The 26,444-nt window shown below is 53.5% G+C and carries 23 protein-coding genes; 6 read left to right on the top strand and 17 right to left on the bottom strand.

Translation table 11 applies throughout. From position 1 onward, the window contains the following. Nucleotides 1-287 precede the first annotated feature (287 nt). From KP80_RS17625 to KP80_RS17615, 3 genes are all read left to right on the top strand, one after another. The gene (locus KP80_RS17625; protein WP_052284929.1) at nt 288-1,265 is read left to right on the top strand and encodes a DUF1852 domain-containing protein; all 978 of its coding nucleotides are present in this window, start codon (nt 288-290) and stop codon (nt 1,263-1,265) included. Nucleotides 1,266-1,292: 27 nt separating this feature from the next. Then, nucleotides 1,293-2,324 (top strand): methionine synthase, encoded by a 1,032-nt coding sequence (locus tag KP80_RS17620; RefSeq protein ID WP_052284928.1) that lies wholly within the window; start codon nt 1,293-1,295, stop codon nt 2,322-2,324. A gap of 200 nt (nt 2,325-2,524) precedes the next feature. Continuing rightward, nucleotides 2,525-3,175: a LysE family translocator gene (locus KP80_RS17615; protein WP_052284927.1), complete on the top strand. Its 651-nt coding sequence runs from the start codon at nt 2,525-2,527 to the stop codon at nt 3,173-3,175. A gap of 25 nt (nt 3,176-3,200) precedes the next feature. Here KP80_RS17615 and KP80_RS17610 read toward each other — a convergent pair whose 3' ends face one another. Further along, the gene (locus KP80_RS17610) at nt 3,201-4,088 is read right to left on the bottom strand and encodes a LysR family transcriptional regulator (RefSeq protein WP_052284926.1); all 888 of its coding nucleotides are present in this window, start codon (nt 4,086-4,088) and stop codon (nt 3,201-3,203) included. Between the two features lie 112 nt (nt 4,089-4,200). On the opposite strand from KP80_RS17610, the gene eamB reads away from it, so the two are divergent. Then, nucleotides 4,201-4,788 carry a cysteine/O-acetylserine transporter gene (gene eamB / locus KP80_RS17605; RefSeq protein ID WP_052284925.1) on the top strand — a complete coding sequence of 196 codons (588 nt, stop codon included), beginning with the start codon at nt 4,201-4,203 and terminating at the stop codon, nt 4,786-4,788. A gap of 104 nt (nt 4,789-4,892) precedes the next feature. Here the strand turns inward: eamB and nuoN are convergent, their stop codons facing one another. The 14 genes from nuoN to lrhA form a co-directional block, all read right to left on the bottom strand. After that, complete coding sequence (gene nuoN, locus KP80_RS17600) at nt 4,893-6,350, bottom strand: NADH-quinone oxidoreductase subunit NuoN (RefSeq protein ID WP_052284924.1); 1,458 nt, start codon at nt 6,348-6,350, stop codon at nt 4,893-4,895. 6 nt (nt 6,351-6,356) lie between these two features. Continuing rightward, nucleotides 6,357-7,886, bottom strand: a complete 1,530-nt coding sequence (gene nuoM, locus KP80_RS17595) for an NADH-quinone oxidoreductase subunit M (protein WP_052284923.1) — start codon at nt 7,884-7,886, stop codon at nt 6,357-6,359. Between the two features lie 101 nt (nt 7,887-7,987). After that, the gene (nuoL, locus tag KP80_RS17590; RefSeq protein WP_052284922.1) at nt 7,988-9,829 is read right to left on the bottom strand and encodes an NADH-quinone oxidoreductase subunit L; all 1,842 of its coding nucleotides are present in this window, start codon (nt 9,827-9,829) and stop codon (nt 7,988-7,990) included. After that, nucleotides 9,826-10,128 carry an NADH-quinone oxidoreductase subunit NuoK gene (gene nuoK, locus KP80_RS17585; protein WP_052284921.1) on the bottom strand — a complete coding sequence of 101 codons (303 nt, stop codon included), beginning with the start codon at nt 10,126-10,128 and terminating at the stop codon, nt 9,826-9,828. The genes nuoL and nuoK overlap by 4 nt, the downstream gene beginning before the upstream one ends. Next, the gene (gene nuoJ, locus KP80_RS17580; RefSeq protein WP_052284920.1) at nt 10,125-10,679 is read right to left on the bottom strand and encodes an NADH-quinone oxidoreductase subunit J; all 555 of its coding nucleotides are present in this window, start codon (nt 10,677-10,679) and stop codon (nt 10,125-10,127) included. The genes nuoK and nuoJ overlap by 4 nt, the downstream gene beginning before the upstream one ends. An 11-nt stretch (nt 10,680-10,690) precedes the next feature. Further along, complete coding sequence (gene nuoI / locus KP80_RS17575) at nt 10,691-11,233, bottom strand: NADH-quinone oxidoreductase subunit NuoI (protein ID WP_052284919.1); 543 nt, start codon at nt 11,231-11,233, stop codon at nt 10,691-10,693. Between the two features lie 14 nt (nt 11,234-11,247). Continuing rightward, a complete protein-coding gene (gene nuoH / locus KP80_RS17570) occupies nt 11,248-12,225 on the bottom strand; it encodes an NADH-quinone oxidoreductase subunit NuoH (protein ID WP_052284918.1) in 978 nt (325 codons plus the stop codon). Then, the gene (gene nuoG / locus KP80_RS17565; RefSeq protein ID WP_052284917.1) at nt 12,222-14,948 is read right to left on the bottom strand and encodes an NADH-quinone oxidoreductase subunit NuoG; all 2,727 of its coding nucleotides are present in this window, start codon (nt 14,946-14,948) and stop codon (nt 12,222-12,224) included. The genes nuoH and nuoG overlap by 4 nt, the downstream gene beginning before the upstream one ends. 32 nt (nt 14,949-14,980) lie before the next feature. Further along, on the bottom strand, nt 14,981-16,318 hold the full coding sequence (gene nuoF / locus KP80_RS17560; protein WP_052284916.1) for an NADH-quinone oxidoreductase subunit NuoF: 1,338 nt from the start codon (nt 16,316-16,318) through the stop codon (nt 14,981-14,983). After that, on the bottom strand, nt 16,318-16,818 hold the full coding sequence (gene nuoE / locus KP80_RS17555; protein ID WP_052284915.1) for an NADH-quinone oxidoreductase subunit NuoE: 501 nt from the start codon (nt 16,816-16,818) through the stop codon (nt 16,318-16,320). Before nuoE ends, nuoF begins: the two co-directional genes overlap by 1 nt. Nucleotides 16,819-16,820: 2 nt before the next feature. Continuing rightward, entirely contained in the window at nt 16,821-18,626 is a 1,806-nt protein-coding gene (gene nuoC / locus KP80_RS17550; protein ID WP_112202983.1) for an NADH-quinone oxidoreductase subunit C/D, read from the bottom strand. 92 nt (nt 18,627-18,718) lie between these two features. Then, on the bottom strand, nt 18,719-19,393 hold the full coding sequence (nuoB, locus tag KP80_RS17545) for an NADH-quinone oxidoreductase subunit NuoB (RefSeq protein WP_052284914.1): 675 nt from the start codon (nt 19,391-19,393) through the stop codon (nt 18,719-18,721). A 15-nt stretch (nt 19,394-19,408) separates the two neighbouring features. Further along, complete coding sequence (gene nuoA, locus KP80_RS17540; RefSeq protein ID WP_052284913.1) at nt 19,409-19,855, bottom strand: NADH-quinone oxidoreductase subunit NuoA; 447 nt, start codon at nt 19,853-19,855, stop codon at nt 19,409-19,411. Between the two features lie 625 nt (nt 19,856-20,480). Continuing rightward, a complete protein-coding gene (gene lrhA / locus KP80_RS17535) occupies nt 20,481-21,422 on the bottom strand; it encodes a transcriptional regulator LrhA (RefSeq protein ID WP_052284912.1) in 942 nt (313 codons plus the stop codon). A 910-nt stretch (nt 21,423-22,332) separates the two neighbouring features. On the opposite strand from lrhA, the gene alaA reads away from it, so the two are divergent. Both alaA and yfbR read left to right on the top strand, forming a co-directional pair. Continuing rightward, nucleotides 22,333-23,550, top strand: a complete 1,218-nt coding sequence (gene alaA, locus KP80_RS17530; RefSeq protein ID WP_052284911.1) for an alanine transaminase AlaA — start codon at nt 22,333-22,335, stop codon at nt 23,548-23,550. A gap of 82 nt (nt 23,551-23,632) precedes the next feature. Next, the gene (gene yfbR, locus KP80_RS17525) at nt 23,633-24,232 is read left to right on the top strand and encodes a 5'-deoxynucleotidase (RefSeq protein ID WP_052284910.1); all 600 of its coding nucleotides are present in this window, start codon (nt 23,633-23,635) and stop codon (nt 24,230-24,232) included. Between the two features lie 57 nt (nt 24,233-24,289). Here yfbR and KP80_RS17520 read toward each other — a convergent pair whose 3' ends face one another. Together KP80_RS17520 and KP80_RS23140 are read right to left on the bottom strand one after the other, a co-directional pair. After that, nucleotides 24,290-26,122 carry an SLC13 family permease gene (locus KP80_RS17520; RefSeq protein ID WP_052284909.1) on the bottom strand — a complete coding sequence of 611 codons (1,833 nt, stop codon included), beginning with the start codon at nt 26,120-26,122 and terminating at the stop codon, nt 24,290-24,292. Between the two features lie 101 nt (nt 26,123-26,223). After that, the gene (locus KP80_RS23140) at nt 26,224-26,400 is read right to left on the bottom strand and encodes a hypothetical protein (protein WP_156315687.1); all 177 of its coding nucleotides are present in this window, start codon (nt 26,398-26,400) and stop codon (nt 26,224-26,226) included. Nucleotides 26,401-26,444 lie beyond the last annotated feature (44 nt).

Here is a 26,444-nt window from a genome sequence, read left to right as displayed (position 1 = left end):
CCTCCGGGAACCAAATCCCGGTGTTTCCCCTAATCGCTTTGCTTAAGTGAACGGTGTTACCTGGCCCGGAGATTTAGCATACCGCTTCGCGCCTCATCACACTGATCATGAAGATGACTCATGTTGTTATGAAATTAAGTCGCTTTCCCTCGTCCGGCGGCTCTGGCATAAATTAACTCATCTTAACTTATCAGCAACATGAACACTGCTAAATGGCAACCCAGAGTTTTCTGGTGAGACCAGAAACAGGCACACTCTTCATGTCAGAACTCAGGATGCCAAGAGCGATGAACAAAGAATTTACCTTCACCATTTCCAGCAGTATTTTCGACGAGAATTATAACCCTTCCGAAAATACGCGTATTACCACCAATTTCGCCAACCTGGCCCGGGGAGAAAATCGCCAGGAAAACTTACGTAATACGCTGACGATGATCGACAACCGCTGCAATACCCTCGCTCATTGGGATAACCCAAAAAGCGATCGCTATTCCGTCGAACTTGAAATTATTTCAGTAGAGATGAATATTGACGATCAGGCCGATACCTTCCCGGCCATTGAAATTTTGAAAACCAATATTATCGATAAAAAGACGAATGAGCGTTTTGAAGGTATTGTCGGCAATAACTTTTCTTCTTACGTCCGCGATTATGATTTCAGCGTATTGCTGTTAGATCATAATAAGCAGCAGGCAGAATTTAGCATTCCAGAGAATTTTGGCGATTTGCATGGCAATATTTTCAAGCATTTTGTTAACTCTGTCGAATACCAGAATCACTTTAGTAAAGCGCCGGTCATCTGCCTGAGCGTGTCGAATAAGAACACCTATCACCGTACCGGTAACCAGCACCCGGTTTTAGGTATTGAATACCAGCAAAACGGTACCTCTTTAACCGAAACCTATTTCAGCAAAATGGGTCTCAAAGTGCGCTATTTCATGCCGCACAACAGCGTTGCACCGCTGGCATTCTTCTTCACCGGCGATTTGCTCAGTGATTACACCAGCCTTGAGTTGATTGCGACCATCAGCACCATGGAGACGTTCCAGAAGATTTATCGTCCTGAAATTTATAATGCCAACTCCGCCGCAGGGCTGTGTTATCAACCGAACCTGAATAACCAGGATCACTCTTTAACCAAGATTGTTTACGATCGTGAAGAGCGTAGCCGGTTAGCGATTGAGCAAGGGAAGTTTACAGAAGAGAATTTCATCAAACCCTACAAGAACATTCTTGAGCAATGGTCCGCTAACTACGCTTTTTAATTTATTCGCCAGAGAAGGTTACCTATTATGAAAACACTGCTTCCGACATCAACTGCAGGCAGCTTACCGAAACCGTCCTGGCTGGCGCAGCCGGAGACGCTGTGGTCCCCGTGGAAATTACAAAACGACGAATTAATCGAAGGCAAACAGGATGCGCTGCGCCTTTCCCTGGCAGAACAACAGTTAGCGGGTATTGATATCGTCAGCGACGGTGAGCAAACCCGTCAGCATTTCGTCACCACCTTTATTGAACACCTAAACGGCGTTGACTTTGAAAAGCGCGAAACCGTGCGAATTCGTAACCGCTACGATGCCAGTGTGCCTACGGTCGTCGGTGCCGTCGAGCGACAAAAACCGGTGTTTGTTGAAGATGCGAAATTCCTGCGTCAGCTGACCCAGCAGCCGATTAAATGGGCGCTGCCGGGGCCGATGACCATGATCGACACGCTGTACGATAACCACTACAAAAGCCGTGAAAAGTTGGCCTGGGAATTCGCTAAAATCCTCAATCAGGAAGCAAAAGAGCTAGAAGCTGCGGGCGTCGATATTATCCAGTTTGATGAGCCAGCTTTTAACGTTTTCTTCGATGAGGTGAATGACTGGGGCATTGCTACTTTAGAGCGTGCGATCGAAGGGCTGAAGTGCGAAACCGCAGTGCACATCTGCTACGGCTACGGTATCAAAGCCAATACCGATTGGAAAAAGACGTTGGGCTCGGAGTGGCGTCAGTACGAAGAGGCCTTCCCTAAGCTGCAACAATCAAACATCGATATTATTTCGCTGGAATGCCATAACTCACGCGTTCCGATGGATCTGCTGGAGCTGATTCGCGGTAAGAAAGTGATGGTTGGCGCCATTGACGTTGCCAGCAACGCTATTGAAACAGCGGAAGAAGTGGCCGATACGCTGCGTAAAGCGCTGCAGTTTGTCGATGCCGATAAGCTCTATCCGTCAACCAACTGCGGGATGGCCCCGCTGGCGCGTCAGGTTGCGCGTGGGAAACTGAATGCGTTAAGCGCGGGCGCAGAGATTATTCGTCGGGAAATTCTGGCGAAGTAAAAGCTCCAGATAACTGAGCAGAATACACGATTGAGGGGGTATCAGGTTCGCCTGATACCCTTATTCACACCTCTGGCGTGCAAAAGTCGCTGTTATCCTGAAGCGCCGGCACCACCGCTGCCCATAAGATTTCTTTTCGCTATTCCGGCATTTCGAGATTTGATGTAACGTAACCCCACTGCCCAATTCGGTTTACTCCCATGCCTACTCTGGAAACCTTTCTGACCTTTCTCGTCGCGTTATCTTTACTGGAAATTTCGCCGGGTCCCGACATGATGTTGACCATTGCCCGCGGCATTGGTCAGGGACGACGAATTGCGCTGCTGACCGTTCTGGGCAACGTGTTTATTGCGGGATTTATTCAGGTTTCGTTGTTGGTGTTCGGCCTGGTGGCCGCCGTTCATGCCTGGCCACTGGCGCTGGATGTCCTTCGATGGGTAGGTGCCGCCTATCTCATCTGGCTCGGCATTAAGATGATAGCCACCTCAGGAACCGACACACGGATTAAAAAAACGGTCAAAATTACAGGACGAAGAGCGGTTAAAGAGGGGGCGATAAACAGCCTGACCAATCCTAAGTCGATACTCTTTATGTTCGCCTTTCTTCCGCAGTTTGTAGACCCGGCGGTTGGGCCGATCTGGCTACAGCTGCTGATCTTTGGCTGTATTCAAAAGCTCGCCGGCATTATTTCATTGGGATCGGTTGCCCTGGCTTCCGGTACGTTTGGTCACTGGCTCAGCAAGCATCCGGGCTTCTTAAAGTGGCAGGAGAGATTTACCGGCGTGGTGATGATTGGACTGGGCATTCGCATGCTGTTTAGCGGCGGTATGCCGCAAAGCCCAGCGAAATAAGGGAAAGACCGCAGCCCAGCAGCACTCAGGCTGCGCTTTCTCCCAGGCACTCGCGCATACAGTCGATAAAGATTTTCATCGCCGGGCTGACGGTTCTGTCGGCATGGTAGGCGCAAAGCGCGGTAATAGTCGGTGGATTGGCAGAGAAAGGCAGCGCTTTAAGCTCACCGGATTCAAGTTCCCGCATCACGCTGAAATAGGGCAGAAATGAAACCCCGAGATTGCTGGCCACGCATCGTTTAATGCTCTCGATACTCCAAAGCTCAATGGTGTTCTCTAAGGTTATTTTTCGCTCACGCAGCGAGGATTCGAATATTTGCCGGAAGATGCACTGTGGCTCATTGATAATAAAACTGACCGGAATATGCTGCTCTCCCCTCGTAAAATCAACATCTTCGAGCTGCGGAGAGGCAACCAGCACTAACTCCTGCTGGCCAAAATATTCCATGTGCAGCGCATCATCGTGCCCTACCCGATAAAAAACGCCCAAATCAGTATTATCGGCAAGCAGAGCATCACGGATGGAATAACAGTTTACCGACTGCAAAGACAGCCGAACTTTTGGTGCTTTAAGCCGAAATAACCTCAACACATCCGGCATTTTATAAGCCAGCAGCGTTTCCCCGACCATTATTCGTAAGTCTCCCGCGACCTCTTCCTCGCTGGAAGAGATCTCACGGATCCCCTCCAGCACGCGCGTCAGCTCTCTCACCCTTGGCAACAACAGCTTTCCCGCTGGCGTCAGCGCCATGCGACGGCCAACTTTTTCGAAAACCGGGTATGAGAGTTCTTGTTCCAGCTGTTGGATCTGGAAGGTAACGGTAGATTGCGTGCAGCACAGCTTACGGGCGGCCTGCGCAAAAGACCCCTCTTCCACAATCGTTTTAAAGGTGATGAAACGCCGCAAATCCATAAAGCCACTCCGCGCTAAACATATCGAAAAATTGAAAGCGAGGCATTCAAAACATTCGCTTTTTTGAATGTATATCGCTGGCTAATATGCGCTGACAACAAGGAGAATACAAGTGACACCAACAATAATCAGTGGCTTTCTCACCTATACATTCATTACCGCGCTGACCCCTGGTCCGAATAATATTCTGGCGCTCAGTTCAGTGAATCAACATGGTTTTCGCCGCAGTTTGCGCGTGCTGGCGGGAATGAGCGCAGGCTTTTTGGCGCTCATGCTCATCTGTGGCGTTTTCACCTATACGCTTATCAGCGTACTGCCATCACTCACGCAGTGGTTAGTCTGGATTGGCGCAGCCTATATTCTGTGGCTCGCGTGGAAGATAGCCAATAGCTCACCAACCGCTGATGACAACAGCGAAAGGCCTCTGAGTTTTTGGCTTAGCTTCTGGCTGCAATTTGCCAATGTGAAAATTATTCTGTACGGCATTACGGCACTCTCCGCCTTCGTGCTGCCGTATACGCAGAATATTCTCTCCGTGACCGCAGTCAGTATCCTGCTCGCCGCTATTGGCTGTCTGGGAAATCTGGTGTGGGCATTAGCCGGCCATCTGTTCCAGTCAATTTTTCGCCAATATGGTCGGCTGGTTAATCGGGTGCTGGCCCTTTTACTGGTTTACTGTGCCATCAGGATGTTTTTCTAAAGACGTTTTAATAATATAAACCCGCCTATTTTCATCAACCGCCCTTCCTTATCCCATAAAAAAACCGCCGATAAATCGGCGGTTTTTTATTAAAGCCACATCGCTTACATCAACGGCATCGCTTTTTGCACAATGCTAATCAGCGGTTGCGGATAGATCCCCAGAACCAGAACCAGCAGCGCGGAAATCAGTACCACAATACCACCGGCGCTGTACTGCCAGTTGGTCGGCGCATCGCGGTTTGGTTTTTCCGGCGCGGACAGATACAGGCTCACGGCGACGCGCAGGTAGTAGTACAAACCAATCGCGGAACCGACAACCACCGCGCCCACCAGCCACCACAGGTGCGCCTGGACGCCGACGGCCAGCACGTAGAACTTACCGATAAAGCCCAGGGTCATCGGAATACCGGCCAGAGACAGCATCATCACGGTCATCACAGCGGCCAGAATCGGACGGTGCCAGAACAGACCACGGTAAGCAAACAGTGATTCAGCATCCGGACCACGGTATGGGCTGGACATCAGGCTTACTACGCCAAAGGCACCGAGGCTGCTGAACAGATAACCGGCCAGATACACACCGACGGTCTCCATCGACATTTCGCCGCTTTGCAGCGCAATCATCGCCACCAGCAGATAGCCGAGGTGAGAGATAGATGAATAACCAAGCAGACGTTTGATATTGGTCTGGCTCAGCGCCATCAGGTTACCGAAGATGATGGAGGCGAAGGCGATAAGGCCCAGCACCACGCGCACCGCTTCGCTGTCGCCCACCGGAGCGTACAGGAACAGACGCATCACCACGGCGAAGATGGCAATCTTGCTGGCGGTGGCCAGGAAAGTTGACACCGGCGCAGGTGCACCCTGATAAACATCCGGCGTCCACAGGTGGAATGGCACCAGCGAGAGCTTGAAGCCCAGACCGACAATCATCATCCCCAGGCCTGCCAGCAGCAGCGGTTCGTGCAGCATGTTATCGCCGAGGCTCTTACCGAGCGCGACGAAAGACAGGTTGCCAGACTGCGCGTACAGCAGCGCCATACCAAACAGCAGGAAGGACGACGCCGCTGCGGACAGAATGGTGTATTTGATGCTCGCTTCCAGTGAACGTTTCTGGCGGAAGGCATAGCCCACCAGACCGAACAGCGGCAGAGAAATCAGTTCAATACCGAGGAACAGCGCCGCCAGGTGATTGGCGTTCGCCAGCAGAATACCGCCCATGGCAGCAATCAGCACCAACAGGTAGAACTCTTCCTTGTTATCGGTATAGCCCTCAAGCCACGGGTAAGCGAAGGTACAGGTGGCGAGGCTCGCCAGCAGTACCAGCCCGGTGTAGAACATGGCATACGCGTCAACGCGCATCAGCGGCGTGACATCCATTGCGCCCGCCTGGCCAACAAACCAGAGCGAAACCAGCGCGGCGTTGAGCCCAATGACCGACAGCGTGGCATTGAGGAAGTGATTGCGTCGCCACGCAATGGAGAGCATCACAACCACCACCGTCAAGCCGACGATCAGCAGCGGTAACAGCGCGATCAGTTGTTGTGGAGTTATTGTCATGGCGAATTACGGCCTTGTAGTTGGAACAGAATTAACAAACCACTGCTGGATGTTACTCATCGCAGAATGTGACGTGTCCAGGATTGGCTGCGGGTAGAAGCCCAGCAGAACCAGAAGCACGACCAGCAACAGGACGATAAACAGCTCACGCAGCGACATCCCTGGCAGTTCTTGTGCCGCGATTTCGCTCTTCGCTTTACCGAAGTAAGCGCGGTGCAGCATTGCCAGAGAGTACACGGAGGCAAAGACCAGACCGAAAGTAGAAATCACCGTAATCACCGGAACCACTTTGTAGCTGCCGAAGAGGATCATAAATTCGCCAACGAAGTTACCGGTCCCCGGCATCCCCAGCGTCGCGACGGCGAAGAACATGGACAACGCTGGCAGCCATTTAATTTTGCTCCACAGGCCGCCCATCTGACGCATATCACGCGTATGCAGACGCTCGTACAGCTGGCCGCACAGAATAAATAGACCGGCTGCGGACAGACCGTGAGCGATCATCTGAATCACCGCACCCTGGTAAGCCAGCTGGCTGCCGGTGTAGATAGCAATCAGCACGAAGCCCATGTGGGAAACGGAGGTATAAGCAATCAGACGTTTAATATCGTACTGAGTGAATGCCATCCATGCGCCGTAGAAGATACCGATAACACCCAGCCACATCGCGATAGGCGCGAATTCAGCGGAAGCATTCGGGAACAGCGGCAGCGCGAAGCGCAGCAGACCGTAGGCCGCCGTTTTCAGCAAAATACCGGCGAGGTCAACGGAACCTGCGGTTGGGGCCTGGGAGTGCGCGTCTGGCAGCCAGCCGTGCAGGGGAACCACCGGCATTTTCACCGCGAAGGCGATGAAGAAGCCCAGCATCAGCAGATATTCTACACCGTGGGACATTGGCGTTTTCAGCAGGTCTTCGTAGTTGAAGGTCCATACGCCGGTTGCGCTGTGGTGAACAAACACCAGGCCCAGAATGGCAATCAGCATCACCAGACCACTCGCCTGGGTGTAGATGAAGAACTTGGTCGCCGCCGTGATACGCGTTTTACCGTCGGAGGCTTTGTGGCCCCACAGCGCGATCAGGAAGTACATCGGAACCAGCATCATCTCCCAGAAGAAGAAGAACAGGAACATGTCGATGGCCAGGAACACGCCGATAACGCCGCCCAGGATCCACATCAGGTTGAGGTGGAAGAAACCCTGGTATTTCTGGATTTCACGCCAGGAACAGAGCACCGCCAGCACGCCCAAGAGTCCGGTCAGCACCACCATCAGCAGCGACAGACCGTCGAGCGCCAGATGCACAGTGATACCAAAGCGCGGGATCCACGGCAGGATAAACTCAGACTGCCACTGCGGCAGGCCTGCGGATTGGGTCAGCGAATAACCACCCTGCAACCACAGTTGCAGAGACAGCGCCAGCGTCAGTCCCATTGTGATCAGCGCAATCCAGCGCGGCATCTTCACGCCAAAGCGTTCAGTCTGCCAGCAGAGGAAACCGCCGATAAAGGGAATCAGTATTAGCCAGGGTAATAACATGGCAATTCATTTCCTTATTCATCTATCCGGTGGCAACGACGCCAGCCGGAACAGGAAAACAGCACGACATTTTCATGGGGAGGAAATCCCTCCCCAACGAATTAACGCAACACCATCAACAGCGCCAGAACAACCACGGCACCAATGCTCATCGACGCAACATACCAGCGCAGATATCCGTTCTCGCTCATCACCAGGCCTTTGCCTGCAAAGCGTGAAAGGATAGCCGGAATGTTCATCAGCGCATTGAGCGGATCGCTCTTCAGCAGCCAGGCAATACCCAGGAACGGCTTCACGAACACTTTGTCGTACAGCCAATCGAAGCCCCAGGCGTTATACCACCAGGTGCCCAGCAGACGGCCCGGCGCGCTATTAGCGATAGAGGTCACCAGCGTACGTTTGCCCAGCCACAGCCATGCGGCAATCAGGATACCGGCAATCGCCACCACACCGGAGGTGATTTCCAGCGTCAGTACGCGACCGTGCTCAAGCTCGGTGGTGGCTGGCAGTACGCCGTGCAGCGGTGGCACAATCATCGCGCCGATAAAGGTCGACAGCACCATCAGCACAATCAGCGGCAGGTGGTGGGTAATCCCCTTCCCTGCGTGGGCATGAATCTGCTCTTTTCCGTGGAAGACGATAAAGATCATCCGGAAGGTGTACAGGGAGGTCATGAACGCACCGACCAGACCCGCCACCATCAGATTGATATGACCGTTTGCCATTGCGCCTGCAAGGATTTCATCTTTACTGAAGAAGCCTGCGGTAATCAGCGGCAGCGCGGAAAGCGCGGCACCACCGACCAGGAAGCAGGCATACACCAGCGGAATCGACTTACGCAGGCCACCCATCTTGAAGATATTCTGCTCGTGGTGACAGGCGAGGATAACCGAGCCGGACGCCAGGAACAGCAGCGCTTTGAAGAATGCGTGAGTCATCAGGTGGAAAATCGCCGCATCCCACGCCTGCACGCCAAGTGCCAGGAACATGTAGCCAATCTGGCTCATGGTGGAGTAGGCGAGAACGCGTTTGATGTCGGTCTGTACCAGCGCGGCAAAGCCTGCCAACACCAGCGTAATCGCCCCGACAATCCCGACCAGATGCAGCACTTCCGGCGTCAGCAGGAACAGGCCGTGAGTACGGGCAATCAGGTAAACACCGGCGGTCACCATGGTTGCCGCGTGGATCAGCGCTGACACCGGCGTAGGGCCAGCCATCGCATCCGCAAGCCAGGTCTGCAACGGCAGCTGCGCGGATTTACCCACCGCACCGCCTAACAGCATCAGGGTCGCCCACATCAGCATGTCGTTACCGGCTGCAAAGTGCGCAGGCGCCAGTTCAACCATCTCGCGGAAGTTCAGCGTGCCCAGCTCGTTGTAGAGAATGAACAGCGCGAACGCCAGGAAGACGTCACCAACACGAGTGACCACGAAGGCTTTCATCGCCGCTGCGCCATTCTTCGGATCGGTGTAGTAGAAACCGATCAGTAGATAGGAGCACAGGCCCACGCCTTCCCAGCCGAGGTACATCAGCAGCAGGTTATCGGCCAGTACCAGCACCACCATGCTCGCGATGAACAGGTTGGTGTAGGCGAAGAAGCGGGAGTAGCCCTCTTCACCGCGCATGTACCAGGAAGCGAACATGTGGATCAAGAAGCCTACGCCGGTCACCACAGACAGCATGGTCAACGACAGGCCGTCCAGCACCAGGTTGAAGCCGATGTTGAAGTCACCGACCGACATCCAGGTCCACAGCGGCTGGCTAAATGCCTGTTTGCCGTTGGCGAAGAAGTCCACGCCAACAAACGCTGTGACCAGCGCTGACAGGCCAATCGACCCCATACCAATGGTCGCGGACAGATTTTCTGACCAGCGTCCACGGGAGAAAGCCAGCAGGACAAAGCCGATTAATGGAAAAATAATGGTTAAGGCAAGCATGTTCATCCGCGCAACTCACTTACTGAATCGATGTTCAGGTTCTGGCGGCGACGATGGAGCTGCAGCAGCAGCGCCAGGCCAATACTCGCTTCCGCAGCCGCAAGAGTAATGGCGAGGATATACATCACCTGACCATCGGTCTGGCCCCAGTAGCTACCGGCGACCACGAAGGCCAACGCGGCGGCGTTAATCATGATTTCCAGCCCAATCAGCATAAACAGCAGATTGCGGCGGATAACCAGACCGGTCAGCCCGAGAACGAAGAGGATCGCGGCGAGGATCAGTCCATGGGTTAAGGGGATCATGCGTGCTCCTCCGTTTTTCTTTTCGCGCTATCGCCTGCGCGATTGCTCAGCACTTCGCCCGCGCGGTCTTCACGGCCCAGATGGAAGGCAACCACCAGACCCGCCAGCAGCAGCATGGATGCCAGCTCAACCGCCAGAACGTATGGCCCGAACAGCGCAATACCGACTTCTTTAGCGCTAATCGCGTTGCCGTCGATACCCTGGTCGTTAATGCCGAGGATGGCATACACCATCACCGCCAGCAGCACGGCGGAAAGAATCGCCGGGCCAATCCAGATTTGCGGCTTCAGCCACTGACGTTCCTGGGCAATTTCAGCACCGCCCAGGTTCAGCATCATCACCACGAAGACGAACAGCACCATGATGGCACCCGCATAGACGATGATCTCCAGCGCACCGGCGAAATACGCGCCCAGCGAGAAGAACACCCCGGCAATCGCCAGCAGCGAGATGATTAAGTACAGCAGTGCGTGTACCGGGTTAGTGTGCGTAATCACTCGCAGCGTCGCGAGGACAGCAACAAGGCCACAGATATAAAAAGCGAATTCCATTGCCCCTCTCCTTACGGTAACAGGCTCTTGACGTCGATAGGCTTAGCTTCGTTCTCTGCTTCGCCCTTATCTTTGCCGTCGATTGCCATACCCGCCATCCGGTAGAAGTTATATTCCGGGTATTTGCCCGGACCGGAAATCAGCAGATCCTCTTTCTCGTACACCAGATCCTGACGTTTGTACTCGCCCAGTTCAAAATCTGGGGTCAACTGAATCGCCGTGGTCGGGCACGCTTCTTCGCACAGGCCGCAGAAAATGCAGCGTGAGAAGTTAATGCGGAAAAACTCCGGATACCAGCGGCCGTCTTTGGTTTCTGCTTTTTGCAAAGAGATACAGCCCACCGGGCAGGCTACTGCACACAGGTTACAGGCTACGCAACGCTCATCACCGTCAGGGTCGCGCGTCAGCACGATACGGCCACGATAGCGCGGTGGTAAGTAAACCGGCTCTTCCGGGTACATTTGCGTTTCGCGTTTCGCGAACGCATGCAGGCCGATCATCCAGATACTGCGTACCTGGGTACCGAAACCTACGATAATATCTTTTAAGGTCATGGTCTCATCGCCCCTTATGGCTGCTGCCAAAGAATGACAGCCGCCGTTACCAGCAAGTTGATTAGCGTCAGCGGCAGGCATACTTTCCAGCCGAAGGACATTACCTGGTCATAACGCGGACGCGGTAATGAAGCGCGAATCAAAATGAACATCATCATGAAGAATGCCGTTTTAATGGCGAACCAGATGAATGGTGGTAAGAACGGGCCTTGCCAGCCGCCGAAGAACAGCGTCACGATAAGCGCCGACACGGTAACGATACCGATGTACTCGCCCACGAAGAACAGACCGAACTTCATGCCGGAATATTCAATGTGGTAACCATCGGCCAGTTCCTGCTCGGCTTCCGGTTGGTCAAACGGGTGACGGTGACACACCGCAACGCCGGCAATCGCAAAGGTCACAAAGCCAAAGAACTGAGGAATAACGTTCCACAGGTGTTCCTGGTTATTGACGATGTCGGTCATATTGAATGAACCGGCCTGTGCCACCACGCCCATCAGGGAGAGGCCAAGGAACACTTCGTAGCTCAGCGTTTGCGCAGAAGCACGCATCGCACCCAGCAGGGAGTATTTGTTGTTGCTCGACCAACCGGCGAACAGCACCGCGTACACCGCCAGACCCGCCATCATCAGGAAGAACAGGATCCCGATGTTCAGGTCAGCGACCACCCAGCTTGGGCTGACTGGCACGATAGCGAAGGCCAGCAGCAGCGAGGTGAAGGCGATAACCGGTGCCAGGGTAAAGATCATGCGGTCCGAGAATTTCGGGACCCAGTCCTCTTTGAAGAACATTTTGATCATATCGGCAACCAGCTGGAGCGAACCGCCCCAGCCGACACGGTTTGGCCCATAGCGGTTCTGGAACAGGCCCAGAAGTCGACGTTCGCCGAAGCTCATGAACGCACCGCAGGTGACGACCACCAGCAGGATGACCACGGCTTTGATGATGCTAATCAGGATCTCAATCAGATCCGGCGTTAACCAACTCATTGCTGTGCCTCCTGCAGATTTTCAAGACGCGCACCTGCCAGTACTGGAGCAATCCCCGGCATGCCCATCGGCAAACCAACCTGCCCTGCCACCAGTCCACTGGAAATAACCAGCGGCAGCGTGACCGTCTGACCGTCGTAGCTAAACGCCATCGTCGCGCCCGCATTCACACCCAGCGCCGCGGCATCTGCCGGGTTGAGTTTGAGGTACGGCTGAGACATGCGGCTCTGGATAACCGGAGAACGCTGCGACATTTCATCGCTGCCAAACAGGTGATAGTAAGGTGCCACGCGCCATGTGCCCGCTTGCGCCTGGAAGCTTGCTGGCACGGTGGTGAAGTACTCCAGACCGTTTTCAGACGCTTCAATCAGACGAACGCCCGGGTCACCGTGACGCAGTTTGCCACCCACTTCAGCCTGGAACTTGTTCCATGCCTGCGGGGAGTTCCAGCCCGGAGCCCATGCAAATGGAATCTGGGAACGCGGTGCGTCTGGCTGGTTGTTTCCTTCCATCGAGAAGGCGAACATGGTGTCTTTATCCTGCGGCTGACGCGGTTCATGCACGCTGATATTCGCGCGCATCGCCGTACGGCCACTGTAACGGTGCGGTTCACGCGCCAGTTTCTGACCGCGAATACGGAACGACGCATCAGGAGCCGCATCTTTAATGCCTGCCAACTGCGGCAGCGCGGCAACGGCGGCATCAATCACGTGATCCAACTGGGTCCAGTCAACCTGACGGTTTTCCAGGGTGCTGTGCAGCGAGTGCAGCCAGCGCCAGCTTTCCAGCATGATAGTTTTGCTGTCGTAGTAGCTTGGGTCATAAACCTGGAAGAAGCGCTGTGCGCGGCCTTCGTTGTTGATAACCGTACCGTCACTTTCCGCAAAGCTTGCCGCAGACAGCACCAGATGCGCGTGATCCATAATCGCCGTGCGCTGATGGTCGATGACCATCACCAGCGGCGCTTTGTCCAGCGCGGCATTCACGCGGCTAGCGGAGGCGTGACGGTGCAGGTCATTTTCCAGCACGATAACCGCATCAGCGGCACCGCTTTCCAACTCGTTCAGCGCGTCATCCAGTGAACCGCCGCCAATCATGCCGAGACCCACGCTGTTCACCGCGCGAGCTATCATCGTCACACCAACGTCGGAACCGCGAGCTTTCAGCGCTTTCGCCACGTTTGCTGCAGCTTGAATCACCTCGGCGCTACCGGCGTTAGTACCGGAAACAATCAGCGGTTTCTTCGCCCCAGCCAACGCCTGGACGATAACGTCGATTTTGCCCTGCAGGTCGCGGTCAATGCCGTCGACAGCCGGTGCGCTGTTATCCAGCGCATGCGCAATCGCGAAGCCCAAACGCGCCTGATCTTCGACCGGTGCGCAGTAGGTCCACGCCGCGATGTCATCCATGCGGGTGTTGTCGACGTTGGTCACGAACAGAGGATGCTTGGCGCGCTGGCCGATGTTGAGGATCGCTGCGATCTGCCAGTCAGCCACTTTCTGAGCCGCTGCCATTTCACGCGCTTTCCCTTTCACCGCCTGGCGAACCGCCAGCGCAACGCGGGCACCGGTCTGGGTGATGTCTTCACCCAGCACCAGCACAGCATCGTAAGATTCGATTTCGCGCAGTGCAGGGGTATGGATGCCGCCTTCGCGCAGCACTTTCAGTGCCAGCTGCAGACGTTCCTGTTCACCTTTGGCGATACCGGTATAGAAGTTATCGGCACCCACCAGTTCGCGCAGCGCGAAGTTGCTCTCAACGCTCGCACGTGGTGAACCAATACCAATCACTTTCTTCGACTGACGCAGAATATCCGCCGCACCCTGCATCGCTTGTTCAGCGTTGAGAGCGATCAGATCGTCACCACGACGCTGTACCGGCTGACGCGGACGGTCTTTCAGGTTCACGTAGCCATAGCCGAAACGCCCACGATCGCAAAGGAAGTAGTGGTTCACGGTACCGTTGTAACGGTTTTCGATACGACGCAGTTCACCATAGCGCTCACCCGGGCTGGTGTTACAGCCAATGGAGCACTGCTGGCAGATGCTTGGCGCAAACTGCATATCCCATTTACGGTTGTAGCGCTCGGAGTGTGTTTTATCGGTGAACACACCGGTCGGGCAGATTTCAACCAGGTTACCGGAGAATTCGCTCTCAAGCGTACCGTCTTCCGGGCGACCGAAGTAGACGTTGTCATGCGCGCCGTACACACCCAAATCGGTGCCATCAGCATAGTCTTTGTAATAACGCACGCAGCGGTAACAGGCAATGCAGCGGTTCATTTCGTGAGAGATGAACGGCCCCAGGTCCTGGTTACGGTGGGTACGCTTAGTAAAGCGATAGCGACGGAAGCTATGACCGGTCATGACGGTCATATCCTGCAGGTGGCAGTTGCCGCCCTCTTCACAGACCGGGCAATCGTGTGGGTGGTTGGTCATCAACCACTCCACCACGCTTTCGCGGAACTGTTTTGCTTCTTCGTCATCAATAGAGATAAAGGTGCCGTCGGATGCCGGAGTCATACAGGACATCACCAGGCGACCACGCGTGTCTTCCGCGTTTTGATATTGCTTCACCGCACACTGGCGGCAAGCACCGACGCTGCCTAGCGCCGGGTGCCAGCAAAAGTATGGAATATCAAGGCCGTGAGAGAGACATGCCTGTAGCAGGTTGTCCGCCCCATTAACCTCGTATTCTTTGCCGTCTACATGAATCGTAGCCATTAGCGTGCTTCCAAAATAAATAAATCTTTAGATTACCAGCGCGTCTTAAGCAGGTTCGGCTGAATCCCATGAATAGCGTGGGTATTGCTGAACTGCTGCTTAATGCCTGCCTCGAATTCGTCGCGGAAATATTTAATTGCGCTCTGCAGCGGTTCAACCGCGCCAGGCGCATGCGCGCAGAAGGTTTTCCCTGGACCTAAGAATCGACACAGTTGCTCAAGTGTCTCGATATCGCCAGGTTGACCTTCCCCCCGCTCAAGGGCGCGCAGAATTTTCACGCTCCACGGCAGACCGTCGCGGCACGGCGTACACCAGCCGCAGGACTCGCGGGCGAAGAACTCTTCCAGGTTACGCACCAGGCCCACCATGCCAATTTCATGGTCAACGGCCATTGCCAGCGCGGTGCCCAAACGGCTTCCCGCTTTACCGATGCTTTCAAACTCCATCGGCAGATCAAGGTGCGCTTCCGTCAGGAAGTCGGTTCCCGCGCCGCCCGGCTGCCAGGCTTTAAACTTCAGGCCATCGCGCATGCCGCCAGCGTAGTCTTCAAGGATTTCACGAGCGGTAGTACCAAACGGCAGCTCCCACAGGCCTGGGTTTTTCACACGGCCAGAGAAGCCCATCAGTTTGGTACCGGCGTCTTTGCTGGTAGAGATGTTCTGATACCACTCAACGCCGTTAGCCAGAATCGCCGGGACGTTACACAGGGTTTCCACGTTGTTGACGCAGGTCGGTTTACCCCATACGCCGGAGCTTGCCGGGAACGGCGGCTTCGAACGTGGGTTCGCGCGGCGACCTTCGAGGGAGTTAATCAGCGCGGTTTCTTCACCGCAGATGTAACGCCCTGCCCCGGTGTGCACGAACAGTTCGAAATCGAACCCGGTGCCCATGATATTTTTGCCCAACAGACCGGCTTCGGTCGCTTCGGCAATGGCGCGGCGCAAATGCACGGCCGCTTCAATATATTCACCGCGCAGGAAGATGTAACCGCGATACGCTTTCAGCGCGAACGCGGAGATCAGCATACCTTCCACCAGCAGGTGCGGCAGCTGTTCCATCAGCAAACGGTCTTTGTAGGTGCCCGGCTCCATTTCATCGGCGTTACACAGCAGGTAACGGATGTTCATGGATTCGTCTTTTGGCATCAGGCTCCACTTCAGACCGGTGGAAAAGCCCGCGCCGCCACGCCCTTTTAGGCCAGCGTCTTTTACCTGGTTGACGATTTCATCCGGTGCCAGCCCGGTCAGCGCTTTACGCGCACCTTCATAGCCGTTTTTGCTACGGTACTCGTCCAGCCATACCGGCTGTTTATCATCGCGCAAACGCCAGGTCAGCGGATGCGTTTCGGGAGTACGGATCACGGTTTTCATTATTTATACCGCTCCAGTAGGTCAGGAATGCCTTCCGGGGTCAGATGCGAGTGAGTGTCCTCATCGATCATCATGCTCGGCCCTTTATCGCAGTTCCCCAGACAGCAGGTCGGCAGCAGCGTAAAGCGACCGTCGAAAGTCGTCTGCCCCGGTTTGATGTCGAGTTTTTTCTCCAACGCCGCCTGGATGCCCTGGTAGCCATTGATGTGGCAAACCACGCTGTCGCAGTAGCGGATCACGTGACGGCCTACCGGCTGACGGAAGATCTGGCTGTAGAAGGTTGCAACACCTTCAACGTCGCTTGCTGGAATATCCAGTAAGCCAGCGATCGCATGGATCGCACCGTCCGGCACCCAGCCACGCTGTTTTTGAACGATCTTCAGCGCTTCGATGGACGCCGCACGCGGGTCTTCGTAGTGGTGCTTCTCGTGCTCAATGGCTTCACGCTCTACCGCACTCAGCTCAAAGGCCTCGGATTGTGGTTGTTGATTTTCGTGCATAATTAGCGGTCCACGTCTGACATAACAAAATCGATACTACCCAGGTGAACGATCAGGTCGGACACCAGGCTGCCGCGAACCGCGACCGGGATCTGCTGCAAATGCGCATAGCTCGGTGTACGGATACGAGTACGGTAGCTCATGGTGCTGCCGTCGCTGGTCAGGTAGTAACTGTTAATACCCTTGGTTGCTTCCACCATCTGGAACGATTCCTGCGCCGGCATGACCGGGCCCCAGGAAACCTGCAGGAAGTGAGTGATCAGGGTTTCGATATGCTGCAGCGTGCGCTCTTTCGGTGGCGGCGTTGTCAGCGGGTGATCCGCTTTGAACGGGCCTTCCGGCATGTTTTTGAGGCACTGCTCAAGGATACGCAGGCTCTGACGCAGCTCTTCCACTTTCAGCATCACGCGGGTATAGCAGTCGGACACACCGCCGCCAACCGGGACTTCGAAGTCGAAGTTTTGGTAGCCAGAGTAAGGACGCGATTTACGCACGTCGAAATCAACGCCGGTCGCACGCAGCGCGGCACCGGTACAACCCCAGTCCAGCGCTTCTTTTTTACCGTAGGCGGCAACGCCCTGCGAACGGCCTTTCAGAATGGTGTTACGCAGCGCAGCTTTCTCGTAAGAATCCAGACGCTTCGGCATCCAGTCGAGGAAATCACGCAGCAACTTGTCCCAACCACGCGGCAGATCGTGTGCCACACCGCCAATACGGAACCAGGCCGGGTGCATACGGAAACCGGTAATCGCTTCTACCACGTCATAGATTTTCTGACGGTCGGTAAAGGCGAAGAAGACCGGGGTCATCGCCCCGACGTCCTGAATAAACGTCGAGATGTACAGCAGGTGGCTGTTGATGCGGAATAGCTCAGAGAGCATGACGCGGATAACGTCAACGCGCTCGGGAACGGTGATCCCCGCCAGTTTTTCAACGGCCAGCACGTACGGCATTTCGTTCACGCAGCCGCCGAGGTATTCGATACGGTCGGTATACGGAATGTAGCTGTGCCAGGACTGACGCTCGCCCATTTTTTCAGCACCACGGTGGTGGTAGCCGATGTCCGGTACGCAGTCGACAATCTCTTCGCCGTCCAGCTGCAGGACGATACGGAATGCACCGTGGGAAGACGGGTGGTTAGGACCGAGGTTCAGGAACATGAAGTCCTCGTTCTCGGTGCTACGCTTCATGCCCCAGTCTTCAGGTTTGAAGGTCAGCGCTTCCATTTCCAGATCCTGCTTGGCTTTAGTCAGCTCAAACGGATCGAATTCGGTGGCGCGCGCCGGGTAGTCTTTACGCAGCGGATGGCCTTCCCAGGTCGGCGGCATCAGCAGACGCGTCAGGTGCGGGTGACCATTAAAGGTAATGCCAAACATTTCCCAGGTTTCACGCTCATACCAGTTGGCGTTAGGGAAAAGTTTAGTGATGGTTGGCACATTCAGATCGTTTTCGGACAACGCCACCTTGAGCATAATGTCGCGGTTGCGGTCCATTGAGATCAGATGATAGAAAACGGAAAAGTCCGCGGCAGGTAATCCTTCGCGGTGTGTGCGCAGACGTTCGTCCATGCCGTGCAGGTCGAACATCATGACGTAAGGTTTCGGCAGCTTCTTCAGGAAATCGATAATTTCCAGCAGCTGTTCGCGCTTAACCCATACGACAGGTACCCCGGTGCGGGTGGCCTGAACGGTAAATGCATCCGGCCCAAAACGGTTGCGCAGTTCGCCGATGACCGGATCATCAAGGTGATCGCGGGTTTGCCATGCGGCTACTTCTTGCGCGGTTAAATCGGTCATATTGTTCACCATTGCAAAAGGTCCGTGGTGACTGCCGGGCGTGGCTTCGCGCTGTTGTATATTGATTTGCGAAGTAAAAGTATGCCACTGCCCGCAGGCGCAAATTAAATCTCGTCTGGAGAGCGGAGATTCGTCACAGCAATACGTTCGCCGCGTTTACGCTCGCGTTCCGACTGCATGTTGGCGCGATAAACGCCCTGGTCGCCAACCACCCACGAGAGCGGGCGACGCTCTTTGCCAATCGATTCCTGCAGCAGCATCAGCGCCTGCATGTAAGCTTCCGGGCGCGGAGGGCAGCCAGGAATATACACATCGACCGGAATAAACTTATCGACACCCTGCACGACGGAGTAGATATCGTACATGCCGCCGGAGTTTGCACAGGCGCCCATGGAGATAACCCACTTCGGTTCCAGCATCTGGTCATACAGACGCTGAATAACCGGTGCCATCTTGGTAAAGCAGGTACCCGCCACAACCATCAGGTCAGCCTGACGCGGAGAGGCACGCAGTACTTCTGCCCCAAAACGCGCAACGTCATGCACCGCAGTGAATGACGTCACCATTTCAACGTAGCAGCAAGAAAGGCCGAAGTTGTATGGCCAGATGGAGTTCTTACGACCCCAGTTGACCATGTCATGCAGTGCGTGTTCGAGTTTCCCCATATACACGCTTTTATTCACCTCCTGCTCCAGGGGATCGGTCACAATCTCCTGTTTTTGCAGGGGGTAACGGTCGTTCTCACCGTTAGGATCTATGCGGGTGAGCGTATAATCCATCTTATTGCCTCGCTTTTACTGCGTATTACGGTTAGTGACGCTGTCGGATTCCGGGTTAACCATCGTGCGGCGAGAACGCGCAGGCGTCCAATCGAGCGCGCCAATACGAACGAGGTAAACCAGACCGGCCAGCAGCACAAATATGAAAATGGCGGCCTCAATAAAGCCAACCCAGCCGCTTTCGCGAATGGAGGTTGACCAGGCATAAAGGTAAAGCGCTTCCACGTCGAAGATGACGAAGAACATTGCGACCAGATAAAACTTAGCCGACAGGCGCAGACGAGCGGTACCAACGGAATCGATACCTGATTCAAACGGGGTGTTTTTGCTTCTTGCGCGCGCGCGACCACCAAGGTACCAGCCGCCGATTAACATCAGGCAGCAAAGGCCAATGGCAATGATCAGAAAGATAGCGAATGCCCAGTGATGAGCGATGATTTCAGTGGATGTTGACATACGCATTGCTTAACCAAATAGGTAGCATTACCACCTCTGCTCTTACCGGCAGATGGCCGCTACATGATTCATGGGGAGGATTAAAAAACCTACAAACAGCCCAATTCAAAACATAGACCGCAAAATGTTGAGGTTTTTTACTCCTTTCTATAACCTTTTGTCAACTTTAACAAAAGTTTCCTCACATTAATTTACATCAAAAGCATTTCATTAACATTACGTGCCCTTTGATTCGATCCGCGACAGTCCACCTTGCGGTTTACCTGATGTTGAATCGTGTCCGTTTTGTAGCAATAACAAGAATTACCCACCTAGTTTGACAGGATTCTCTAATGATTCCTCCCCCCATTGAGGAGTATTTTCTTGATCTAAGACACGCTTTTGTTAATTCGACCAGTAAAACGGCAACAATCTATCCGTTTTTTTAACATTAGCAGGAGATATGAGTTTGCGAATGATGATAGCGCATTAGAATCGCGGATTAATTCTAATTACATGATTATTATCACATTTCAGGATTTATTTTTTATTTTCCGCCCTAAAAGCACAAAAAAAGAACCGCAAACTGTTTTTTCTTCGTCTACGATTCTTTTTTGCACTTACATTTTGTTACTACATTTCAGCCAAAATGTTAATCGATATCCCTTTCGGGGATAAGGGAATTATCTCCCTCTTCAGGGGTATATGATCCCGTCTGAGGCCAGGGGGCAAGACGCTGAACCTGAGACTGGTAAATCATCTGTGCCAGCTCGTTTTCACTTTCCGGGTTATAGGTCAGCATGTATTCGGTCTCCGGAAGCTCCGGCATCCCCTCTGCTTTACCTAATGCACGGAGATCCGGACTCATCATCTCAACCGGACGAGCGGTAACCCCGAGCCCTGCTTTCACCGCTGCACGAACAGCTGATAACGTTGAAGCGACATAGGCCAGACGCCACGGCATTCCAGCCGCATCCAGCGTTTTAATGATCGTATCGCGGAACGGGCTAGGATCATCCAGCAAAACCAGCGGCACCGCTTCTTCCGCACGTAGCGTAAACTCTGCGGCACAGTACCAAAGCGTAGGTGATGCACGCAGAACTGTCGACTCAAAGCCTTCCAGCGGATGTGACGTTAACGCCAGATCCACCTCTTTATTTTTCAACATCTCCGCCATCACACAGTGGCGTTTTACCCGCACATCGAGTGCCAGCTTTGGATAAGCCGAGCTGATGCGATTTAATAAGAAAGGCAAAATAGTGTCAGCGGATTCATCTGACGAACCTAACGTCAACTGCCCTTGCAGGGAGTTAAACATTAGCGATGTGCACGCTTCATCATTGAAGCGCAGTATTTTACGGGCATAGCCCAGCAGCTGAATACCATGTTCAGTAAGCAATTTATTACGCCCGTGGCGAGCGAAAAGCTCTTTGCCTACCAGCTGCTCCAGGCGCTGCATCTGCTGACTTACGGCGGACTGAGTACGACATACTGCGGAAGCTGCTGCGGCAAACGTGCTCAGGTCAGCTACTGCAACAAACGTTCTCAGCAGATCGAGATCGAGGTTTAGTATCGGACGATTGGCATTTATCATATAAATCCACTCACAGGTTCGGAAGCCGACCTGCCTTATTGATGCTGCACTCAAAAATTTCAGGCTAATCCTTTAAATTGTCTTTCACTTTTCACAGATGAAAGACTGCCCGATGAGTGTCAGTATTAAAATTGTCTGCTACTGCTTAGAAGCAACAGTTCCTTTTACAATATATCCTTTAGCCCTAAGGCTATTTATCTGGCTCTCGCTAAGCGGTATACCGGGCGAAGAGTCGTAGATAGCAATGCTGTTTTAATGCACCAGGGGGAAGGCCGTGTTTTTAACAGAAGCCAATAAATCCAATGAATAACATTACGTTACACAGCCATCATTGATGGTCGTCAACAAAAATGGCTAATGATACGGGTATGCGTCATTGCATATTAACCGAAATCCTTAAACTTTATAAGCCTAAAATAAGTTCTATCTCAAACGAGAAAAAGGTTTAGAATCAAAACAATTTAAGAAATCTAACAATTCCCCGTCATTACTTTTCAAAATATAAAGAAATATTAATATTTGGCTATGGCCATCATTAACAACAACTTCACAAAAATGGGTATCACGCCTAATCCTTATTAGCGGGATTTAATTAAAAATTAAAATTGTTGAAGGGTTCTTAAAGTATATATGAGGCATTCAACACCTAAGCTAAATCATTTCTTTTTAATTGGATGAAAAATCTAACAAAGCCACAGAAATTGGTGAAATCAACTATTGAACAATAAATTAACAATAGATACCGCAACAATACTCGCAACCAGGCAGTAAAAACGAATGTTCCGACAACAATTAATCCACGAAATCTTCTTCTGTTGACCCTTCAAAACACCGGGGATGCGGAGTACATTATTCCGTGCTGACTTCCACGGCAGGGAGTGGCAATCACAGCTAAAAAGGTCAAAGATTCATGTCACCCATCGAAAAATCCAGCAAGTTAGACAACGTTTGTTATGACATTCGCGGCCCGGTTCTGAAAGAGGCCAAGCGCCTTGAGGAAGAAGGCAATAAGGTTCTCAAACTCAATATTGGCAATCCTGCACCCTTCGGGTTTGACGCGCCGGATGAGATTCTGGTTGATGTGATCCGTAACCTGCCAACCGCGCAGGGCTACTGCGACTCTAAAGGGCTGTACTCCGCACGTAAGGCCATCATGCAGCACTACCAGGCACGCGGTATGCGCGATGTCACGGTAGAAGATATCTATATTGGCAACGGCGTATCTGAACTTATCGTCCAGGCAATGCAGGCGCTGCTCAACAGCGGTGATGAAATGCTGGTCCCTGCGCCGGATTATCCGCTGTGGACAGCGGCCGTATCTTTATCGAGTGGTAAAGCGGTGCACTATCTGTGCGATGAGTCCGCAGACTGGTTCCCGGATCTTGATGATATCCGTGCAAAAATCACCCCACGCACCCGCGGTATTGTGATTATCAACCCAAACAATCCAACCGGTGCGGTCTATTCCAAAGAGCTGCTGCAGGAGATCGTGGAGATTGCCCGCGAACATAACCTGATAATCTTTGCTGATGAGATCTACGACAAGATTCTTTATGACGAAGCACAGCATCACTCGATCGCCGCGCTGGCGCCTGACCTGCTGACCGTGACCTTTAACGGCTTGTCCAAGACCTATCGCGTGGCGGGTTTCCGTCAGGGGTGGATGGTGCTGAACGGGCCGAAAAAACATGCGAAAGGCTACATTGAAGGGCTGGAGATGCTGGCTTCGATGCGCCTTTGCGCCAACGTCCCTGCTCAGCATGCGATTCAGACTGCGCTGGGCGGATACCAGAGTATCAGTGAATTCATTACGCCTGGCGGCCGCCTGTATGAACAGCGTAACCGGGCGTGGGAACTGATTAACGAGATCCCTGGCGTCTCCTGCGTGAAGCCTAAGGGCGCGCTGTATATGTTCCCAAAAATTGATGCCAAACGCTTCAATATCCACGATGACCAACGCATGGTGCTGGACTTCCTGCTACAGGAAAAAGTCCTGCTGGTTCAGGGTACCGCCTTCAACTGGCCGTGGCCGGATCACGTGCGTATTGTCACCTTGCCGCGTGAAGACGATTTGGAAATGGCGATCAGCCGTTTCGGCCGCTTCTTGTCAGGTTATCACCAGCTGTAATATGCCCACCGCCGCCGGATTTGCATCCGGCGGCTATCTCTGCGCACAATGCCTTAACTGAAGTCACTGATTAAGGGTTGTTATGAGTCAGAGCCATTTTTTTGCCCACCTTTCTCGTCTGAAATTAATCAATCGTTGGCCGCTGATGCGCAATGTGCGCACCGAAAACGTCTCTGAACACAGTTTACAGGTCGCCATGGTCGCCCATGCCCTTGCCGCCATTAAGAATCGGAAATTCAACGGTCAGGTCAACGCCGAACGTATTGCGCTGCTGGCGATGTATCACGATGCTTCCGAAGTGTTAACCGGCGATCTTCCGACGCCGGTGAAATACTTCAACTCGCAAATCGCCCAGGAATATAAAGCGATTGAAAAAATCGCCCAGCAAAAGCTGATTGAGATGGTGCCCGAAGAGCTGCACGATATTTTCGCCCCGCTCATCGATGAACATCAGAGCAGCGATGAAGAAAAAGCAATTGTGAAGCAGGCTGATGCGCTGTGTGCATATTTGAAGTGTCTGGAAGAACTATCGGCGGGAAATAACGAATTCCTGTTGGCTAAAGGACGTCTGGAAAAGACGCTGGCCTCCCGCCGCAGTGAAGAAATGGACTATTTTATGGCCGTATTTGTGCCGAGCTTCCATCTTTCTCTGGACGAAATAAGCCAGGACTCCCCGCTCTAAACCTTTCACATCTCAGGCCGGGCAACGCCCGGCTAATGACCGCGTACAAACGTCGAATTAGAACGGGAACAAAACCGGGATCAGCAGCACGCAGACGATCATCACCAGCACCGTAAACGGCACGCCGATTTTAATAAAGTCGCTAAAACTGTATTTCCCAGGCCCCAGAACCAACGTGTTGACCGGTGAAGATACTGGCGTCATAAAGGCCGCAGATGCCGCCATGGCGACAACCATGGCAAACGGATACGGCGACACGCCCATGGATTTCGCCGCCGCCAGCGCGATCGGTGCCATCAGTACCGCTGTGGCGGTATTGGAGATAAATAACCCAATCGCCGCGCACATCACAAACAGACAACCCAGCATCAGGTATGGCCCCTGCCCGCCGCCAATTTCCATTAGCGCTTTCACGATAAGATCCACACCGCCGGTTTTTTGCAGCGCCAGCGCGAATGGCATCATACCTACAATTAAAATGATGCTCGGCCAGTGAATCGATTTATAGGCACTTTGCGCGTCAATACAGCGGAATTTTCCCATCAGCAGACAGGCAATAATGGCCGCAATCGGGTTGGGAATTTCATCGGTAAGCATCAGTGCAACCATCAGCACCAGGCAGAAAATCGCGTGCGGTGCCTGGCTGTGGGCCGGCGAGGCATCGCTAACTTCAACCGGCAGATTGAGTACCACAAAGTCACGGCCATTTTGCGCCAGCTGGCTAATCAGTTTCCAGTTGCCCACCACCAGCACGATATCGCCGAGCTGCAAAGGTTCATCGACCACCGAACCATCCAGCGCCTGACCATCACGCTTCATCCCGACAATATTCAAACCATAGCGCGTACGGAAACCCATTTCACGCACGGTTTTGCCCAGCAGTTCAGACTCTGGGATTAACGAGACTTCCGCCATCCCCACATCTAACGCCTGGTCGGAGAAGTATTCGCCGCGCAGTACCATCGGCTCCAACATTTGCTCGCTGATAAACTGGCGCAGATCGATATCGGCCGCCGACATATCAATGAGCAGCACATCGCGCGCGCGGAATTCCGATACCCCGTTGACGTTGACAATCACCCGGCGGAACCGGCGCCAGCGCTCAACGCCGATAATGTTCGCACCATAGCGCTCGCGCAGCTTCATGTCGTCCAGGCGCTGGCCGATCATCGGCGAACCGGGACGAATCGCTAGCCGGCGAGCGCGGCCGGTGAGGCGGTACTCTTTGATAAGGTCACGGAAAGTGCTCCGCTTGCGGCCATCACGCGCCGCATTAGTCTCATCCCCTTTCAGCATGAAGCGCATAATCAGCATGTAGAAAATGCCGAGCACCAGCACGACCAGCCCGATTGGCGTGACGCTAAAGAAGCCAAAACCATCCAGCCCTTCGCGCAGTAGCTCACTGTTAATCACCAGGTTTGGCGGGGTCGCCACTAATGTCATCATGCCGCTGATAAGGCCGGCGAAGCTGAGCGGCATCATCAGTCGTGATGGCGAGATATTCATGCGCATGGAAACGCTGAGCACCACGGGAATAAAGATGGCGACCACGCCGGTTGAGCTCATAAAAGCGCCGAGCCCCGCCACGGTCAGCATCAAGTAAACCAGCATTTTGGTTTCACTGCTGCCCGCAACCTGCACCAGCCAGGAGCCCATTTTGGTCGCCACGCCGGTGCGAACAAGGCCATCGCCGATAATAAACAACGCAGCAATCAGAATCACGTTGGGATCGCTGAAGCCGGAGAAGGCTTCGCTCAACGTTAGCGTGTCGCTCAGTACGAACGCCACAATAATGCCTAGCGCGATTGCATCCATGCGCACCTTGCCGCTGGCAAACAACACCACGGCAATGGCTAACAAACTAAGCACCCAAATCAATTCACCGTTCACAGCACATCCTTGTCATCAAATAAGCGGTAAGGTTTTCAACTATAAGGCGTTTACCATAGTGGCAGAAAAAAGCCCCAACGATGTGGGGCTAAATCATAAGATCATGCATTCTGCGTGATGTTGACCTGTCCACTCGGTAGCTTCTCAAGCACCAGCGTCGTTAACGTGGAGAGAACAAAGTCGACTTCCAGCAGTTCTGGCGTTTCGGGTGGCACGTTTACCGCCGCGACGTGACAACCTGCCGCTAATCCGGACTGCACACCCTGTCTCTTATACACATCTGACGCTCCTGTCTCTTATACACATCTGACGCTGCCGACGA

Source organism: Kluyvera genomosp. 1, assembly GCF_001266615.1.
GTDB lineage: Bacteria > Pseudomonadota > Gammaproteobacteria > Enterobacterales > Enterobacteriaceae > Kluyvera > Kluyvera cryocrescens_A.
This window is presented reverse-complemented; position numbering and strand designations above follow the sequence as displayed.

Excerpts from the sequence above, each read along its gene's own strand:
- KP80_RS17625 (WP_052284929.1), top strand. The coding sequence starts at position 288 with ATGAACAAAGAATTTACCTTCACCATTTCCAGCAGTATTTTCGACGAG.
- KP80_RS17620 (WP_052284928.1), top strand. The coding sequence starts at position 1,293 with ATGAAAACACTGCTTCCGACATCAACTGCAGGCAGCTTACCGAAACCG.
- KP80_RS17615 (WP_052284927.1), top strand. The coding sequence starts at position 2,525 with ATGCCTACTCTGGAAACCTTTCTGACCTTTCTCGTCGCGTTATCTTTA.
- KP80_RS17610 (WP_052284926.1), bottom strand. The coding sequence starts at position 4,088 with ATGGATTTGCGGCGTTTCATCACCTTTAAAACGATTGTGGAAGAGGGG.
- nuoN (WP_052284924.1), bottom strand. The coding sequence starts at position 6,350 with ATGACAATAACTCCACAACAACTGATCGCGCTGTTACCGCTGCTGATC.
- nuoM (WP_052284923.1), bottom strand. The coding sequence starts at position 7,886 with ATGTTATTACCCTGGCTAATACTGATTCCCTTTATCGGCGGTTTCCTC.
- nuoL (WP_052284922.1), bottom strand. The coding sequence starts at position 9,829 with ATGAACATGCTTGCCTTAACCATTATTTTTCCATTAATCGGCTTTGTC.
- nuoK (WP_052284921.1), bottom strand. The coding sequence starts at position 10,128 with ATGATCCCCTTAACCCATGGACTGATCCTCGCCGCGATCCTCTTCGTT.
- nuoJ (WP_052284920.1), bottom strand. The coding sequence starts at position 10,679 with ATGGAATTCGCTTTTTATATCTGTGGCCTTGTTGCTGTCCTCGCGACG.
- nuoI (WP_052284919.1), bottom strand. The coding sequence starts at position 11,233 with ATGACCTTAAAAGATATTATCGTAGGTTTCGGTACCCAGGTACGCAGT.
- nuoH (WP_052284918.1), bottom strand. The coding sequence starts at position 12,225 with ATGAGTTGGTTAACGCCGGATCTGATTGAGATCCTGATTAGCATCATC.
- nuoG (WP_052284917.1), bottom strand. The coding sequence starts at position 14,948 with ATGGCTACGATTCATGTAGACGGCAAAGAATACGAGGTTAATGGGGCG.
- nuoF (WP_052284916.1), bottom strand. The coding sequence starts at position 16,318 with ATGAAAACCGTGATCCGTACTCCCGAAACGCATCCGCTGACCTGGCGT.
- nuoE (WP_052284915.1), bottom strand. The coding sequence starts at position 16,818 with ATGCACGAAAATCAACAACCACAATCCGAGGCCTTTGAGCTGAGTGCG.
- nuoC (WP_112202983.1), bottom strand. The coding sequence starts at position 18,626 with ATGGTGAACAATATGACCGATTTAACCGCGCAAGAAGTAGCCGCATGG.
- nuoB (WP_052284914.1), bottom strand. The coding sequence starts at position 19,393 with ATGGATTATACGCTCACCCGCATAGATCCTAACGGTGAGAACGACCGT.
- nuoA (WP_052284913.1), bottom strand. The coding sequence starts at position 19,855 with ATGCGTATGTCAACATCCACTGAAATCATCGCTCATCACTGGGCATTC.
- lrhA (WP_052284912.1), bottom strand. The coding sequence starts at position 21,422 with ATGATAAATGCCAATCGTCCGATACTAAACCTCGATCTCGATCTGCTG.
- alaA (WP_052284911.1), top strand. The coding sequence starts at position 22,333 with ATGTCACCCATCGAAAAATCCAGCAAGTTAGACAACGTTTGTTATGAC.
- yfbR (WP_052284910.1), top strand. The coding sequence starts at position 23,633 with ATGAGTCAGAGCCATTTTTTTGCCCACCTTTCTCGTCTGAAATTAATC.